Genomic DNA, 15,197 nt, shown 5'->3' with positions numbered 1-15,197 from the left:
CCAAGTGCACAACATGAGCATGCTCTGAGCCGATAATAACGGTGAGGAGCGTGCGCTGTGTCAACCCCAAGTGTCTCACAATATCTCGTAAAAACAGCACTTCGTGTCAATACGTCCTCCGAGCACGAGGTCGTGGCGATGAACCGTCGTGCCGGAGAAGAGCAGCTTGTGGCGCTTGCGCGTTCAAGTGAGGTGGAAGAGATATGGATCTATATTGAAGGGACAAATGCTGTTGGTCAAAAAGTTACAAATTGGTATGAAATCGGAACCGAAGAAAGAAAAACAAGGGCAGAATATGAAAACGAAATACTATTAGATATTTTGCTTTTGTTTCAAGATGGCTTCGAGACACAAATTTCTGTTTATCATATTCATCCTCAAAAATCGGTTTCTCTTGCTTCAAGAGCTAAAGTTGAAACACCATCTCCAGAGGACGTCAATCAAGCCTTTGACGATGCGAGAATTATTTCTGAAGTGGGTTTTAACGTTACCTTTGATCATCGTATCGTGACAGGAACTGGCATTTACAAAGCTTCGCTTTCAAAAGAAGTATTACAGCAACCTGAAGAAGAGTTTGAGAATTATAGAGATCATGTAGTTTCAAGAACCAACACGTTTCGCAAGTTTCTTTCTCCTACCACCGCTTATGTCTCTGGCAATGACCGCGATATTGCAGTTCAGAACCAATCGTTTGCCAAGGCTCTTTCGCAAGAGCCACTTTTTTGGTTAAGCTTCGAAACGTTTGTGATGCCCTAAAAAATCAATCTCAATACTGGACCTTTTCTCCTTCCTTTGGCATAGAGTCTTTCACTTTATCAAAAGGAGGGTGTGATGACACAGCAAGTTCCAGCACTTCAATTTATCGACAACGATCTTGTTCGTGAAGATCGAGGATTTCTACCGTACCCAGACCCACTTCCAAAACTTCCGAAAGGCAACGAAGAGTTTGCGCTTTATGATGACCTTGCGGCTGAACTTCCGCAGATGCTCTATGATGGGACGATTCGTGCGAAGCTTGAAAAAATCCCGGTGTTGCCAGTTGAAAAAATGAATCATGAAGCAGCGCTTGTGGCATTTCGTCACCTCTGTTTTCTTACGAGTGCGTATGCTTGGGCTGATTGTGTCAATGACATCGATGCTCCACATGCGAAAAATATGCCGCAAGGACTTGCAATTCCTTTTGTAAAGCTTGGCAAGAAACTCAATATGCAACCAATTCTTGCTTACAATATGTATGCAACGCAGAATTGGACTCGTGTTGATCAAAAAAAACCGATCCGTTTTGAGAATTTAAAACTCATTCAACATTTTACGATTCCACCTTATACGCGTGACGAATATGGTTTCATCTTGCCGCACGTTGAAATCGAGGCCAAAGCCGCGCCTGGGCTCCGTGCAATTCCGGCAGCGCAACTTGCGGTGGTAAATGAGAACAAAGAGGGTTTTATCAATGCTTTGAACAGCATGCACCATGCATTGCTCGATATGGGAGAGACATTCAAAACCATTCCGAGTGTCTGTAGTCCTGAAGTCTATTTCAAACATGTTCGTCCTTGGATCTTTTACTTTCAAGATATTACCTATGAAGGTGTTGGACATTTTGAACGATTGAAGGGGGAGACAGGCGCTGAGTCGCCGTCTATTATTTCATTTGATTGTGTGCTCGGCGTACATCATCAGCCGAGTGAGTTGATTGATCACTTAACAGAGCTCAAAGATTATCGTGCTCCACGCGAACGTGAATGGATTCTCGCGATCGAAGCTGGTCCTTCACTACGCGCCTATGCCACAAAAAATAAAACTGACGCAAATATTCGGAAAGCTTTTAACGAAGCTCATGACGCTCTTGCCGCATTTCGAATGTTGCATCTGGAAGCAGCGATTCAGTACATCAAAAAGAAAGGTCGCGGTCCTATTGCCACTGGTGGCACGGACTATGAGAAGTTTTTAGGAAAATTGATTGAAGAGACAAAAGAGAATCGAATCTAGGTTCTGTTGCAAAATCATTCTTGATGTCATCCTGACCCGCCACGATTCTTAGCGGGGAAGGATCCCATGAAGATCTCAACGAGATTCTTCACTCCGTTCAGAATGACAACGGGTACGAAAACCTTGTCATCTCTACCAAAAAGAGCTAAACACATAAAAACAACAGCAGGGGGGATGATGCCAGTTGTTCGATCTTGTCTTCTTTTTTCTATCTGTTTTTTCATTTTCGCCTGCGGCTCAAGTTCAACAACAAGCACGAGTTCTACGACAACGAGTACAGCCTCTGCTTGGGATGTAGTGACATCCAGTGGTACGGTCATTGACGGGACCGATTTTATCGGCACCGATCAAAGTGGTCTCATTGCAACAGGTGGAGTGACGCAAGGATCATCTTCTGGTGATTTTGATATTGCGATTGTCGATTCCGATACGACGAATGGTTGGGCAGTTGGAAGTTTGGGCGAAGTGCTCAAATCAACTGATAGTGGCACTACTTCAACTCGTCTCGATTTTTCAACACTCTCTGCTTCACGGCTCCGGGCAGTTGCTCCTGTTACTACCACACATGTCTGGATTGGCGGACAGGATTCCGTTAATTTAGGAGCATCGATCTGGGTCACGACAACCGGTGGCACGAGTTGGAGTTCTCAATTCAATACGGTGACTGCATTTCCCAATCGAAGTTTAACAACACTTGATCGTGTGAATTCTCTTTTCTTTTTCGATGAAAATACCGGTTATGCTGCCGGAGGTTATAGTGGCAATGTCAGTTTTATTCTGAAAACCACCAATAGTGGAAGCACATGGACGACAGTCTATGATACTCAAACAACAGGAACAAATGACGAAATCAATCGTATCTTTTTTGCCGATACCTCAAATGGCTATGCTGTCGGAAATCGCGCGGCAATTCTTGAAACGACTGATGGAGGAACAACGTGGACAAATATTTCAAGTACGTTCACCTGTCCCAATTCAGATCCCGATAGTTGTGATCTGCATGAAGTTTCCTGTTCAGATGTGAATACGTGCTATATCGGAGGAGAGGGTGGACTCATTGCAAAAACGACAGATGCTGCTGCCACCTGGACCGTGCTGACAACAGGAACGACCGAAGATATTTCTGCGCTGGATGTTCGTAGTGAGAAGATTTGGGCTGGTGGATTCAATGGAACCATTCTTTATTCTGAAAACTCTGGCACAACATGGACGGCTCAAACGAGCAATACAACCTACATTGTGCAAAAAATCGAAATGGTGAGTGATCTTGTTGGATACGCAGCTTGCGGAAATACAGCGACAAATACGGGTGCAATTTTGAAAACAACAACGGGAGGAAAGTGATTGAAGTCTTCGGAAACATCTGAAGTTCTGTCACGTCTTCAAGATGAACTCTCTTCCTGGTCGCAATCTTCTGAACAGCGACGGCTTTTTGCATATGCTGTTGAACGTCTTCAAACCTACGTTTCGGAAGAGAGTGAACTTTTCTTTATTTCGCTTCCATCGGCTGTCTATGAGGGGATTACCGCAAAAAAAGTTCCCATCTTGCTTCCAGTTCTCACGTCAATACTCTATTTGGGAATCGATATCCTCGATGATCTTGCGGATGGAGATTTGCAACACGAGGGAAAATTAACTCCTCAAGAAGGATTGATATTAGGAACAACACTTGTCAGCACGTTTCCTCACCTTCTTCTTGCAAAACTCTCTCTTTCGCATGAGCAGAAAAATCTCATGCATGAAACGATTGCGCGTGGGCTCCTCATCATGAGCGATGGACAGCAACAAGACATTGCATCTGTGAACAAGAGTAAAGTATCGACGAACGCAGTTGAGTTAAGTGTCATGAAAAAGAGTGGCGAGGAATTAGCGATGTTTGCAGCCCTTGCAGCACATACGGCAAATGCTCATCCAGAATGTGTTGAACATTATATGGCATACGCCAGGGCTCTTGGTGTTGCGGGTCAACTTTCGTCAGATTGTTATGATCTTTTTGAATCTCAACAGAGTAAGGATATCTCCAATGGCACGAGAACCTTTCCAATCGCTTTTTGTCTCGAGCGTTTGAAGGGAGTGGAAAAGCAAATTTTTTTGACGTCGCTTCAAGATGCAAAATCTTCTCTCAAAAGTCGACGTGCAATTCAAACACAGCTGAGTGCAACAGGAGCAAAGTGGATGACAGCGATTGTGACTGAAATTTATTGCGAGAAAGCACGTTCTGCGCTTATGGAAGCGCGACCTTTTGAGCCTGCAGCAAAAGTGCTGCAGAAGCTTATTCGCAACGCTTCATTTTTTTCAAAGGAGGAGGACGATGGGAAAAAAAGAAATCGACATGTTGTTCGACAAGTGGATGAACGACCAGATGTTTCGCAAGAACATGCGGCAGAATCCTGAGGACACGTTGCAAACAACGGGAGTGAAACTTACCCCCGAAGAAATGTCAGTGTTCCGCAAGATTGATTGGAAACTAAGTGATGAGGAACTAAAAACCAGAGTTTCTAAGATACCTTGATCAAAAGGAGGATATATGGTGCGCAAGGAGATTGAAGGATTGGTTGAGAAATGGACGAATGATATGGGATTCCGAACAAAGATGCGCAAAGATCCAATGGGAACGATCACATCGACAGGAGTGAAACTAACAAACGAAGAAATGGGTGCATTTCGCAAAATTGACTGGAGTTTAAATGACGAAGAACTTAAGGCAAGGATAAATAAGTATTAGTCATGAGAACGAAAATCATAGGGAGGTTATATGGTGCGCAAGGAAATTGAAATGTTAGTCGAAAAATGGACAAGTGATGCTGGTTTCAGAACCAAGATGCGAAAAGATCCGATGGCAACGCTTACATCAACAGGAGTGAAGCTGACACCAGAAGAAATGAATGCTTTTAAAAACATTGATTGGAAGTTGAGTGATCAAGAATTGCAATCACGTGTCAGTAAATGGCTTGCTTAAACAAGGAGGAAGAATGGCACGCAAAGAGATTGAAATGTTAGTTGAGAAGTGGGCGAATGACATTGGTTTTAGAACGAAGATGCGAAAGAACCCGATAGGAACATTGCAATCAACTGGTGTGAAGCTAACGGCAGAAGAAACAAATGCATTTCGCAAGATCGACTGGAAATTAAATGATCAACAGCTTACAGCAAAAATGAATAAGGGGATGTAATCAATATAAAATGACATCCAAAGATTACGTCAGGTTGCTCAAGAAAGCGTCCTTGTTTGCTTTATTTTCCGACAAGGCGCTTTCTTTTTTTTCAGAACATTTTCGGGAAGAGGTTTTTTCTTCCGGAGTGAAGATTGTCGCTGAAGGAGGAGAAGGGGAGCGCTTTTTCCTGATCCTTCAGGGGAGAGCCGAAGTTGCTGTTTCATCTTCCTCAGGACCAGTCGTCATGGCAACACTTGGTCCAGGAGAATATTTTGGCGAGATTGCGCTTCTTTCAAAACATCAAAAACGGACCGCTTCGGTATTTGCTCTTACCACACTTCATGCACTTTCACTTTCTCGTGAGGATTTTCTTGCCGCTCTTGATGAGTCGCCAGATGCAAAAAAACTTTTTGAAGAGACGGCCGAAATATTGCTTCGAGCCTCATTTCTGAAACAACTCTCTCCTTTTTCTTCACTTTCGGCTGATCGACTCAAAAAATTTGCAACATCTCTTCAGTCGAAAAGTGTTCGGTCAGGAGAAATTCTTCTTCGCGAGGGAGAAATGGGATCAGAATGTTATCTGTTGAGACAGGGAAAAGTTGAAGTGACAACTTCAGATCAAGTGGGAAATAAAAAGCCCCTCGCTTTTCTTGAAACCGGAGCAACATTCGGGGAAGCGGCTTTGCTTTCAGGAGAGAAACGAAATGCGACAGTCAAAGCCGTTGAACCTTCAGAGCTACTCGTTATTTCGCGCGATGCATTGCTTCAGTTCTTGCACGATGAGCCGAGCGCCCGACTCCAATTTATTGATCTTTTGCAACTTCGCGATCGTCCATGCCGACGCAAAACAATTATCATTCAAGAATATGAAACGAAAGATGGAATTCGTTCTTTCATCCTGAACGATCCAACGGCGCATCTTTATTATCGGCTGACACCAGAAGGATTGTTTTTGTGGGAACTTCTCGATGGTGATCATACACTCAAAGAACTCACCTTATCCTATTTTGAAAAATACAAAGCTTTTGCCCCTCATGTGATTGCCCAGCAAATAAGTGACCTTGGTGCTGCAGGCATGATTGAGGGGAGGAATGCGAAAACAAGAGACTTGAAGAATACGTTCCATTCCCGTCTCGTTTTATGTTTCAGTGTTCTTTCACGCATTCTTCAGTGGAGATACTATATTTCAGATGTTGATGCATGGATTGCAGGCATCTTCCAAAAAATATCTTGTTTGTTCTTTTCCAAAAAAGGCCAATGCATTATTGGCTCTGTTGTCCTTTTCGGTCTTTTCTCCTTTTCGTCTCAGAAGGTTTCGATTGTTTCTGCATTTCAGCGTGCGATGACTTTTCCCATCTGGTTATGGTGGCTTCTTCCTCTCTTTTTCATGAGCATTCTTTTTCACGAAGCAGGGCATGCGCTCACGGTAAAACATTTTCAACGTCGCGTGCTTGGAGTCGGTTTTGGCTGGTATTGGGTCGGCCCCATGTTTTTTGTCGATACCTCTGATATGTGGACTGCATCACGTTTCCCCCGCATGTCTGTTACACTCGCAGGCCCTTATGCTCATATGATTCCAGCCGGGATTGCTTCGATCATGGCATTCGTAATCGATCATGCGATGTTCGATTCTCTTGCGCTCCTCTTTGCTTCTCTTTCGTATGTTGTTGTTCTTTTGAATCTCTGTCCTCTCCTTGATTTTGATGGATATTATTTTCTTGCAGATCTTTTGGAATCACCGAACCTTCGCGCACGTACTTTAAGATTCCTAAAAGAAATGTTTCATGGAAATGTGAAACTCGTGCGACATCGATCAGAACTCATCTATATTGCGTCCTGTATGGGATTTGGTGTGATTTTTCTCCTTGCTCTTTTGCTTCTTGTGTTATGAAAGTTGTCATTCCCGCGAAAGCGGGAATCCAGAAATATCCAAAACACTGGATCCCCGCTTTCGCGAGGATGACAAAAATGTGAGAGAAAATATGAATTTTGATCAACAACGTTTCAACGATTTTCTTCTTACCCATAATGTCGTCGGTTTTTTCGAAAAACCAATGACGCTGAAGTCGGGCCGTCAGTCGTGTTGGTATGTCAATTGGCGAAATGTTTCCAATGATGTTGTTCTCCTGGATCAATTGACCGATTTTGTCATCGCTTTTGCTCACAGCAAACGTCTGCAGTTTGATGGATTTTACGGAGTTCCTGAAGGTGCAACGAAGCTCGGTATTCTTACCAATTATAAATGGGCGATGGCTCAATCAGACTGCGTTCCAGGAAAATATGTTCTTTCGATGGGAAGGGCGAAGCCTAAAGAACATGGCGCGCTGCAGGATAAATATTTTATCGGTGTTCCAAAAGGAAAAGTGATTGTGCTTGAAGATGTGACGACTACTGGCGGTTCACTTCTTGAAACACTCGAATCTCTTGCTCAAGTAGAGGTTGAAGTTGTAGCGGCAATTGGACTGACGAATCGAATGCAGAAAAGAGATGATGGCAAAAGTGTTGAAGAGGCTCTCGTAAAAAAAGGAATCACGTATTTTGCCATGAGTCGAGCAACCGACTTTTTACCTGAAGCAATGAAACGATTTCATCCATCGCAAGAAATTGTGAAATCGCTTCAACAGGAATTTGCTGAAATAGGTGTTAAACCATGTAACTTCAATATCGAAATGGCCGCAGGAAGCGTTTGTCGAGCGGCGTCTTCAGACGCCGGAAACGAAGCCTCAATACCCGGCAGGCTGAAGCGCAGGCAAAAATCTGGCGTCTGAGGATTTTTGCCGTAGCGAGACAACGCCTCCGAGAGACATTTCGATATTCTGTTAAGGAAACATTATGATCCTCGAACAAAATCGAAGTATCATTCCAGCGTGTGATGTTTCAGTAATACAATATGAGGCGCTGATCAAGGCAACGCATGATCTTCCAGGAATCGGCGCTTATAAAATTGGATTCATGCTCGGACTTTCGATTGGACTTCCGAAGGCAGTAGAGATCGCTCGCCGTTATACGGACAAACCCCTTATCTATGATCATCAAAAAGCTGGAACTGATATTCCTGATACCGGTATTTCATTTGCGAAAACGTGCAAGGATGCGGGAATTGATGCGGTCATTTTTTTTCCTCAAGCAGGGCCTGAAACCGAGAAAGCATGGATTGAAGCAGCGAGAGAACAAGAACTCGGTGTTATCGTTGGTGGGGTGATGACACACAAAGCTTATACGCTTTCTGATGGTGGTTGGATCGATGATAAAGCGATCGACAAAATCTATCTTACTGCGGCTCGCTGCGGTGTTACCGATTTTGTCGTTCCAGCAACAAAACTTGAGATCGTTCGTCATATCCGACGAATCATCACTGATGAAGGTGTTGATGCCTCTTTTTATGCTCCTGGTATCGGTGCTCAGGGAGGAGATTATGTTCAGATAGCAGAAACCGCAGGCTCGAAATTCCATGCCATTATCGGTCGGGCGTTGTACGGAGCAAAAAATATGAGAGTTGCAGCTGAAACTTTTTGTAAGTTGATTGCTGAGAATGCCTTATGAAAGAAATTGAAATACTCATTTCAGAAAAAGAAATTGCGCATCGCATTCAAGAACTCTCTCGCGCAATTGAAGAGGAATATCGAGGGAAAGAGTTGGTAGTGATTGGAGTCTTGAAGGGGGCTTTTATTTTTATGGCGGATCTTGTTCGCGCTCTTTCTTTTCCGATTGCATGCGATTTTTTACGCGTCTCCAGTTATAAAAATGATCGAAGCACCGGTATTATTCGCTTCGAATTTGACACCACTCAACCGATTCAGGGGAAAGATGTTCTTCTCATTGAAGATATTGTCGATACCGGTTCCACACTTCGTCATCTCATCAAGCATCTCAAAGACAAAGAACCAAAATCCCTCAAAGTCGCAACGTTGCTGTATAAAGAGACCGGAAATGGAGGTCGAACGCTTGTGGATTATATCGGCTTTGAAGTTCCAGATCGTTATGTGATCGGATATGGACTTGACTCGGAGGGACTTTTTCGGTCGCTTCCTTTTATCGGCGCTTTTACTTCTTCGTCATCCCCGTGAAAACGGGGATCTCCTGAAAAAATAATTACGGTAACCACGCCAACGTCTGGCGTCGTCACGGCCCTGGATCCTATGCTCAAGGCAACAGGTGGAGTCTGGATTGCGCATGGAAGTGGAAGCGCTGATCGCGATGTGGTCGATGCACTCGACCACATCAAGGTCCCACCTGCTTCTCCGCAGTATACACTCCGCCGCGTGTGGTTATCGAAAGAAGAGGAAACCGGTTATTATTATGGCTTTTCGAACTATTTTCTTAAAATCCACTTGTTGAGATTTTTAACGGTACACCTCTTTTCGATGGCCGATGTCGATGACAATGACAAGCAGTTTTGACTTTTGAATCTCGTAAATAATCCGATACGTGCCAACGCGATATTTGTAATATCCTTTCAATACTCCTCGAAGAGGAATACCTATTTCTGGGTCTTTGGCGAGATGATCAAGGGCAATCGCGACCCGTTTTCCCATGTGGGGTTGCGCATGCATGAGGACATCGAATGCTTTCTCTGCTTGTCGGGTGAGTTCGAGGATATACACACGCTGTCCTTAGAGTTGGTTTGCAAATCCTAGTATGTCATTGCGAGGAGCGTTAGCGACGAAGCAATCTCCTGCAGACAGTGATTGCTAGAGATCGCCACGCCCTCCGGGCTCGCGATGACACTCTTTAAACATGCTTTAAGAAAGATGATATTTTTTCTTCACGCTTTTCCAATCAACGGTTTTACCTTTTTTAGCTTCTTGAATCCCTTTTCGAATGCGTTTTAAATTTTCTTTATCTTCTTGTTCATTGAGAGTCTCAAGAAGACTTTCGAAATCGTCGAGTGCGAGAAGAATCGCAATAGGCTCTCCATGCTTGGAAATAATGTAGCGTTCAAGGGCTGTGTCAATCTTTTCAATCACTTTGGGAAGCTTTGGTCGCAACTCTTTAAGCGTAATATAGTGATACATGGTTCCTCCTGGCGTCGTCTGAGAGTATACAGAAAAGTGTACACTACGTCAAGAGGAGAGAGGTTTAAAACCCGCTCGTTTTCACAAATTTTCCTTCATTATCGGCGACCATGCCTTTGGCATTACCGAGTTGCTCCATGAGAACAACACCGCCTTGAGGACCTAAGATAAACATGGTGTATGCCATGCCTTGCGCGAGAGCGGCTTCCTTCATTGCAACCGTGGCCCCTTTGCAACAGACAGGAAGAGATTGCTTTGTTCTGGGATCGATCGGAGGAGTTTGGCGAAACTGAGCTGCGCTGACGGTAGCAACACCTGCGTTGCCAACGGTGAGTTTCATGGCGCGATGCGCATAGGTTCCTTCATCATCCTGAACTTGAATGCGCCAGGGACCGTTGAGCGAACGTCCTACTCCACGAAATGTATTTCCTACCTTGACCATCGCATGATGGATGCCAGCTCCATAAAGATAGCGAATAAGGTAATCGGCAAGATAGCCATCAAAAATAGCGTCGAAACGAACCGTCATTTTTTTCTTTTGAAGACGTACGCGCGAACCTTTTTCATCGAGTTTAATATTTTCATACGTGCCTACCGGAGACTCTGCGGCAATATCAAAAGCGCCTTCGGTCCATTCGGAAAGTCTGGCCGCAGCTTTAAAAATATTCAGCACTTCTTTGCTCACCGGATAAAATTTGGAACCACTGACTTGATTTAAACGAGCGACTTCGCTTTGGGGATTTTTCCAGTCGATGATTTCATGAAGGCGTTTTGCTTCACCTGCTGCGATTTCGAGAATTTTCTCGATCGTTGCCTGATCTTTGACATAGCCTAAAATGATGATGGCCCCTTGAGAGTTTCCGATTTCAAAGCGGCGACTCATTTGTCGTATGTCTTCTGTTGTTTGGGCGTGTGCAGATGATGAGAAAGAGAGCCATAGCAAAGGAAGGATTAACGCGCAGATACCTCTGAAAAAAGTCCGAGTGAGTGTCATCGCGAGCCCGAAGGGCGTGGCGATCTCCCGAGCAGAGCATCTCCAGGAGATTGCTTCGGAGCTTACGCTCCTCGCAATGACTTCTCGGTGATTTTTCAGAAGTTTCATTTTGGTTTCTCCTTTTTCTCATTTTGTTTCAATCCTTCAGAAATAAAAAGTGCTCCTGTTTGATCTACAATAATTCCTTCGAGCCCTGGAAATTTTTCAAGATAGCGAATACCGGTGAGAGCATCGAAGGGCGCTATTGCGACTGCAAACGCAATGGCATGGAGCGCATCTTTGGCCATCACCGTAATGCTTTTGACTTGTCCCTTCACCGGATTTTTTGTTTTTGGATCGATCAGAGGAGGAGTTATTTTTTCAGGAATAAGTTGTGCGACAGCAATATCCGACAAGCGATACTGAAAAGCTCGATGCGCATACGCATCTTGAACTCCTGGGATATCGATCTGAAGTCCCCATGGCGTGTGAATATCTCGGCCGATATGTTTGGAGACAGGTCCCACCTTCACTTCCGCTCGCTGAAAACCCGCTTCTTGAATGATCGCAAGCGCTGCATCGCACGCTGTTCCAGAGAGAAGCCAACGAAGATCAAATTTGAGATGTTTTTTGGTGAGCACCATTTCAGATGAAGCGGGACGTAGCTCAACGCGACGATAATCGCGCTGAACAAAAATTCCTTTTTTTGAAGGAGCGGTAATGTCAAACCATCCGTTGGTCAGTTTTGCGAGTTCAATGGCTTGTTCAAAGAGAAGAAAATAACCTTCGGGGAGTTTCAAAGGGGTATGTGGCTTTAAATGATTGAGTTGATCATGTAAGTTTCCCGTCGCAGCAGCGGGCGCAGCCCCGAAGTCCTGATCGAGTTTTCGAATCGCTGCAAGAGCGCGGTCAATAGTGGTGTTGGCGCGTTGTTCTTCTGATGCATTATCGACAATGGTGATTTCAAGAAGAGATCCATCTGTCAGCGCGGCTTCTTGAACGAATTGTCGAAGTTCCGTAGAAGCCATGAGAGGTCGGTTGCATAGACAAAGAAAAGTCATGAGCGCAAGAAAATGTTTCATGAAAGAAGTTCTCGTAAATAAAATCCGGTATATGAAGTAGGGTGGGCAGCAAGCTCTTCAGGTGTTCCTGTGGCGATGAGAAAGCCACCTTTTTCTCCCCCTTCAGGTCCCAAGTCGATACAGTAATCAGCAGACATGATCACGTCAAGGTTATGCTCAATGACGACAATAGTATTTCCTTGATCGATAAGCCGGTTGAGGACAGTGAGGAGTTTTCGCACATCATCAAAGTGAAGACCAGTTGTTGGTTCATCTAAGATATAAAGAGTTCTCCCGGTTGCGCGTCGCGCAAGTTCGCGCGAAAGCTTAATGCGCTGAGCTTCGCCGCCTGAAAGAGTTGTGGCTGATTGGCCAAGCTCAATGTAGCCCATGCCAACATCGATGAGCGTTTGAAGTTTATGATGAATCGACGGAATATTTTCAAAAAAAGTAAAAGCTTGATTCACGGTCATACTTAAAACATCTGCAATAGAAGATCCTTTATAATGAACCTCGAGTGTTTCGCGATTAAAGCGTTTTCCTGCGCAGACTTCACACTCGACATGCACGTCGGGGAGAAAATGCATTTCGATTCGAATGATGCCATCGCCTTCGCACGCTTCGCATCGGCCCCCTTTGACGTTAAAAGAAAACCGACCTGGTTTATATCCGCGCGCTTTCGATTGAGGGAGTTCTGCAAAGAGATCGCGGATATGCGTAAAAATACTCGTATAGGTTGCGGGATTGGAGCGAGGAGTTCGGCCAATCGGAGACTGATCGATATCAATGACTTTATCGAGCTTCTGCCATCCAATGATGTCATCTACCTTTCCTGCGGTTTCCTTGGATTGTTCGAGTCTTTGCTTCAGACCTTGTAAAAGGGTTTCATTCACAAGCGTCGATTTTCCCGAGCCTGAGACTCCGGTGACGCAGGTAAGAACTCCCAAGGGAATACAAATATCGATGTTTTTGAGATTATGCTCGCGTGCTCCTTTTATAATAAGTTCGTCCAGCAAAGAAGTGCGACGATCTCGTGGAACATCGATTTTCTTTTTTCCAGAGAGATATTGTCCGGTAAGCGATTTAGAATTTCGTTTGATATCACTCGGAGTTCCGGTGGCAACGACATAGCCCCCCCTCACACCCGCTTCAGGCCCGAGATCAATAATATGATCAGCGTGCTCCATGGTGTCGCGATCATGTTCAACGACGATAAGCGTATTTCCCAAATCGCGTAATCGTTTCATGGTTTGAAGAAGACGATCATTATCGCGTTGATGAAGACCAATCGAAGGTTCATCAAGGACATAGAGAACACCCGTAAGTGCAGATCCAATCTGCGTTGCCAGTCGAATGCGTTGATCTTCTCCTCCTGAAAGTGTTCCACTTGTGCGATCGAGTGTGAGATAGTCAAGTCCCACATCAATCAGAAAACCGAGACGTTCACGAATCTCTTTTAAAACTTTTTCCGCAATCGTTGCCTCTTTTTTGGTGAGGTCAAGCGTCGAAATAAAACGCATGCATTCGCGAATAGAAAATGCCGTGACGTGTGAAATGTTTTTTCCACCAATAAGAATACTTCTTCCTTCAGGACGAAGACGAGTTCCTTGGCACGTAGGACAGGGACGACGATTCATAAAACATTCGAGTTCTTCACGAATGTCCATGGAGCTTGTCTCTTTCCATCGTCGTTCGAGTTGAGGAATGATTCCTTCAAAACGTGTTTTTATTTTTTCTCGTTCTGTCCCTTCAAAGGCAAAGGTAATTTCTTCTTCCCCCGAACCCATAAGAATCGCATTTTGAATGTGAGGAGGAAGTTTGGCAAATGCCGTGCGAATATCGAATCCATAATGCTTTGCGAGCGCTTCGCAGAGATTAATATAGGCTGTTGAAGCTTTTGTTCGCCATGGCGCAATCGCTCCTTCGCGAAGTGAAAGGTTGTGGTTGGGAATGACGAGATTCGGATCGAAATAGAGTCGCGTCCCAAGACCTTCGCAAGCTGGGCAAGCTCCACGAGGACTGTTGAACGAAAAGAGTTGAGGATTAATTTCGGGATAACTGAGCCCACAATAAGCACACGCATGTTTTGCGGAGAAAAGAATTTCTTGATTGTCATCCTCGCGTAAGCGGGGATCCAGTGAATTTTTTGAGATTCCCGCCTTCGCGGGAATGACAGCATTGCTTATCAGTTCAATCTTCACAAGCCCTTCGCCTTGACCGAGAGCAGTTTCAAGAGAATCGGCAAGACGCGTGGTGATATCATCTTTAATCACGAGCCGATCGACATAAAGATCGATGTTATGTTTTTTCTTTTTATCGATCGTGATTTTTTGATCGAGTGACACCACATTGCCATCAACGCGCGCCCGTACAAAGCCCTGTCGGGCCAGTCGTTCAAGATCCTTCGTATATTCGCCCTTTCTGCCGCGTACGATCGGAGCTAAAATTCCGATCTTTGTTCCTGAAGGGAGTTTTAAAATCTGATCGATCATTTGTGAAACTGTTTGTGCCTGAATCGCACGTCCGCATTTGTAACAATGGGGCCGACCCGCACGAGCAAAGAGAACACGGAGATAGTCATAAATTTCAGTAGAGGTACCGACCGTTGAGCGAGGATTTCGGGAACTTGTGCGCTGTTCGATCGAAATCGCAGGGGAGAGTCCTTCGATAGAGTCGACGTCGGGTTTTTCCATCTGCTCCAAGAATTGGCGAGCATAGGCTGAGACCGATTCGACATAGCGCCGCTGGCCTTCGGCATAGATGGTGTCAAAGGCAAGTGACGACTTCCCTGACCCGGAAAGCCCTGTAATGACCACGAGTTTATTCTTCGGAATCGTCACATCGATATTTTTTAAATTGTGCATCCGGGCCCCTCGGATGACCAGTTCCTGGCGCATATCCTTCTCCCTGGCGAAAACAGAGTATCCAAACAGAATCACTCATGAATTGCAATCAAGCTCTTGTTCATCTCATCAACAAGGAATCAATAAGGAAGCAACCTTTT

General features: G+C 44.7%; 16 protein-coding genes. 11 read left to right on the top strand and 5 right to left on the bottom strand.

The window, feature by feature from the left end; all coding sequences use genetic code 11:
- Nucleotides 1-57: 57 nt before the first annotated feature.
- The 11 genes from A3C46_09250 to A3C46_09200 all read left to right on the top strand — a co-directional run bounded on the left by A3C46_09250 (nt 58) and on the right by A3C46_09200 (nt 9,211).
- Nucleotides 58-756: a hypothetical protein gene (locus A3C46_09250; GenBank protein OGQ22453.1), complete on the top strand. Its 699-nt coding sequence runs from the start codon at nt 58-60 to the stop codon at nt 754-756.
- Between the two features lie 75 nt (nt 757-831).
- A complete protein-coding gene (locus tag A3C46_09245) occupies nt 832-1,989 on the top strand; it encodes a hypothetical protein (protein ID OGQ22452.1) in 1,158 nt (385 codons plus the stop codon).
- A gap of 177 nt (nt 1,990-2,166) precedes the next feature.
- Nucleotides 2,167-3,333, top strand: coding sequence for a hypothetical protein (locus A3C46_09240; protein OGQ22451.1), 1,167 nt, complete (start codon nt 2,167-2,169; stop codon nt 3,331-3,333).
- The gene (locus tag A3C46_09235) at nt 3,334-4,383 is read left to right on the top strand and encodes a hypothetical protein (GenBank protein ID OGQ22450.1); all 1,050 of its coding nucleotides are present in this window, start codon (nt 3,334-3,336) and stop codon (nt 4,381-4,383) included.
- Between the two features lie 133 nt (nt 4,384-4,516).
- Entirely contained in the window at nt 4,517-4,714 is a 198-nt protein-coding gene (locus tag A3C46_09230) for a hypothetical protein (protein OGQ22449.1), read from the top strand.
- Nucleotides 4,715-4,744: 30 nt separating this feature from the next.
- Nucleotides 4,745-4,948 (top strand): hypothetical protein, encoded by a 204-nt coding sequence (locus A3C46_09225; protein ID OGQ22448.1) that lies wholly within the window; start codon nt 4,745-4,747, stop codon nt 4,946-4,948.
- A gap of 13 nt (nt 4,949-4,961) precedes the next feature.
- Nucleotides 4,962-5,162: a hypothetical protein gene (locus A3C46_09220; GenBank protein ID OGQ22447.1), complete on the top strand. Its 201-nt coding sequence runs from the start codon at nt 4,962-4,964 to the stop codon at nt 5,160-5,162.
- A 10-nt stretch (nt 5,163-5,172) separates the two neighbouring features.
- A complete protein-coding gene (locus tag A3C46_09215; GenBank protein ID OGQ22446.1) occupies nt 5,173-7,035 on the top strand; it encodes a hypothetical protein in 1,863 nt (620 codons plus the stop codon).
- On the top strand, nt 7,025-7,912 hold the full coding sequence (locus A3C46_09210) for a hypothetical protein (protein OGQ22445.1): 888 nt from the start codon (nt 7,025-7,027) through the stop codon (nt 7,910-7,912). The genes A3C46_09215 and A3C46_09210 overlap by 11 nt, the downstream gene beginning before the upstream one ends.
- Before the next feature lie 64 nt (nt 7,913-7,976).
- Nucleotides 7,977-8,687 carry a hypothetical protein gene (locus tag A3C46_09205; GenBank protein OGQ22444.1) on the top strand — a complete coding sequence of 237 codons (711 nt, stop codon included), beginning with the start codon at nt 7,977-7,979 and terminating at the stop codon, nt 8,685-8,687.
- The gene (locus A3C46_09200; GenBank protein ID OGQ22443.1) at nt 8,684-9,211 is read left to right on the top strand and encodes a hypoxanthine phosphoribosyltransferase; all 528 of its coding nucleotides are present in this window, start codon (nt 8,684-8,686) and stop codon (nt 9,209-9,211) included. The genes A3C46_09205 and A3C46_09200 overlap by 4 nt, the downstream gene beginning before the upstream one ends.
- A 276-nt stretch (nt 9,212-9,487) precedes the next feature.
- Here A3C46_09200 and A3C46_09195 read toward each other — a convergent pair whose 3' ends face one another.
- The 5 genes from A3C46_09195 to A3C46_09175 form a co-directional block, all read right to left on the bottom strand.
- Nucleotides 9,488-9,697, bottom strand: coding sequence for a hypothetical protein (locus tag A3C46_09195; GenBank protein OGQ22514.1), 210 nt, complete (start codon nt 9,695-9,697; stop codon nt 9,488-9,490).
- 189 nt (nt 9,698-9,886) lie between these two features.
- A complete protein-coding gene (locus tag A3C46_09190) occupies nt 9,887-10,159 on the bottom strand; it encodes a hypothetical protein (GenBank protein ID OGQ22442.1) in 273 nt (90 codons plus the stop codon).
- A 64-nt stretch (nt 10,160-10,223) separates the two neighbouring features.
- Complete coding sequence (locus tag A3C46_09185) at nt 10,224-11,261, bottom strand: hypothetical protein (protein ID OGQ22441.1); 1,038 nt, start codon at nt 11,259-11,261, stop codon at nt 10,224-10,226.
- The gene (locus tag A3C46_09180; protein ID OGQ22440.1) at nt 11,258-12,214 is read right to left on the bottom strand and encodes a hypothetical protein; all 957 of its coding nucleotides are present in this window, start codon (nt 12,212-12,214) and stop codon (nt 11,258-11,260) included. The genes A3C46_09185 and A3C46_09180 overlap by 4 nt, the downstream gene beginning before the upstream one ends.
- On the bottom strand, nt 12,211-15,090 hold the full coding sequence (locus tag A3C46_09175; GenBank protein OGQ22439.1) for an excinuclease ABC subunit A: 2,880 nt from the start codon (nt 15,088-15,090) through the stop codon (nt 12,211-12,213). The genes A3C46_09180 and A3C46_09175 overlap by 4 nt, the downstream gene beginning before the upstream one ends.
- Between the last annotated feature and the right edge of the window lie 107 nt (nt 15,091-15,197).

Source organism: Deltaproteobacteria bacterium RIFCSPHIGHO2_02_FULL_44_16 (assembly GCA_001798185.1).
Classification (GTDB): domain Bacteria; phylum UBA10199; class UBA10199; order 2-02-FULL-44-16; family 2-02-FULL-44-16; genus 2-02-FULL-44-16.
Note: the sequence above shows the minus strand (reverse complement) of the source record. Positions and strands in the feature narration are given on the sequence as shown.

Bases quoted from the DNA above. Each gene is read 5' to 3' on its own strand.
- A3C46_09245 (OGQ22452.1), top strand. From the start codon at position 832: ATGACACAGCAAGTTCCAGCACTTCAATTTATCGACAACGATCTTGTT.
- A3C46_09240 (OGQ22451.1), top strand. From the start codon at position 2,167: ATGCCAGTTGTTCGATCTTGTCTTCTTTTTTCTATCTGTTTTTTCATT.
- A3C46_09230 (OGQ22449.1), top strand. From the start codon at position 4,517: ATGGTGCGCAAGGAGATTGAAGGATTGGTTGAGAAATGGACGAATGAT.
- A3C46_09225 (OGQ22448.1), top strand. From the start codon at position 4,745: ATGGTGCGCAAGGAAATTGAAATGTTAGTCGAAAAATGGACAAGTGAT.
- A3C46_09220 (OGQ22447.1), top strand. From the start codon at position 4,962: ATGGCACGCAAAGAGATTGAAATGTTAGTTGAGAAGTGGGCGAATGAC.
- A3C46_09215 (OGQ22446.1), top strand. From the start codon at position 5,173: ATGACATCCAAAGATTACGTCAGGTTGCTCAAGAAAGCGTCCTTGTTT.
- A3C46_09205 (OGQ22444.1), top strand. From the start codon at position 7,977: ATGATCCTCGAACAAAATCGAAGTATCATTCCAGCGTGTGATGTTTCA.
- A3C46_09200 (OGQ22443.1), top strand. From the start codon at position 8,684: ATGAAAGAAATTGAAATACTCATTTCAGAAAAAGAAATTGCGCATCGC.
- A3C46_09195 (OGQ22514.1), bottom strand. From the start codon at position 9,697: ATGCATGCGCAACCCCACATGGGAAAACGGGTCGCGATTGCCCTTGAT.
- A3C46_09190 (OGQ22442.1), bottom strand. From the start codon at position 10,159: ATGTATCACTATATTACGCTTAAAGAGTTGCGACCAAAGCTTCCCAAA.
- A3C46_09185 (OGQ22441.1), bottom strand. From the start codon at position 11,261: ATGAAACTTCTGAAAAATCACCGAGAAGTCATTGCGAGGAGCGTAAGC.
- A3C46_09180 (OGQ22440.1), bottom strand. From the start codon at position 12,214: ATGAAACATTTTCTTGCGCTCATGACTTTTCTTTGTCTATGCAACCGA.
- A3C46_09175 (OGQ22439.1), bottom strand. From the start codon at position 15,090: ATGCGCCAGGAACTGGTCATCCGAGGGGCCCGGATGCACAATTTAAAA.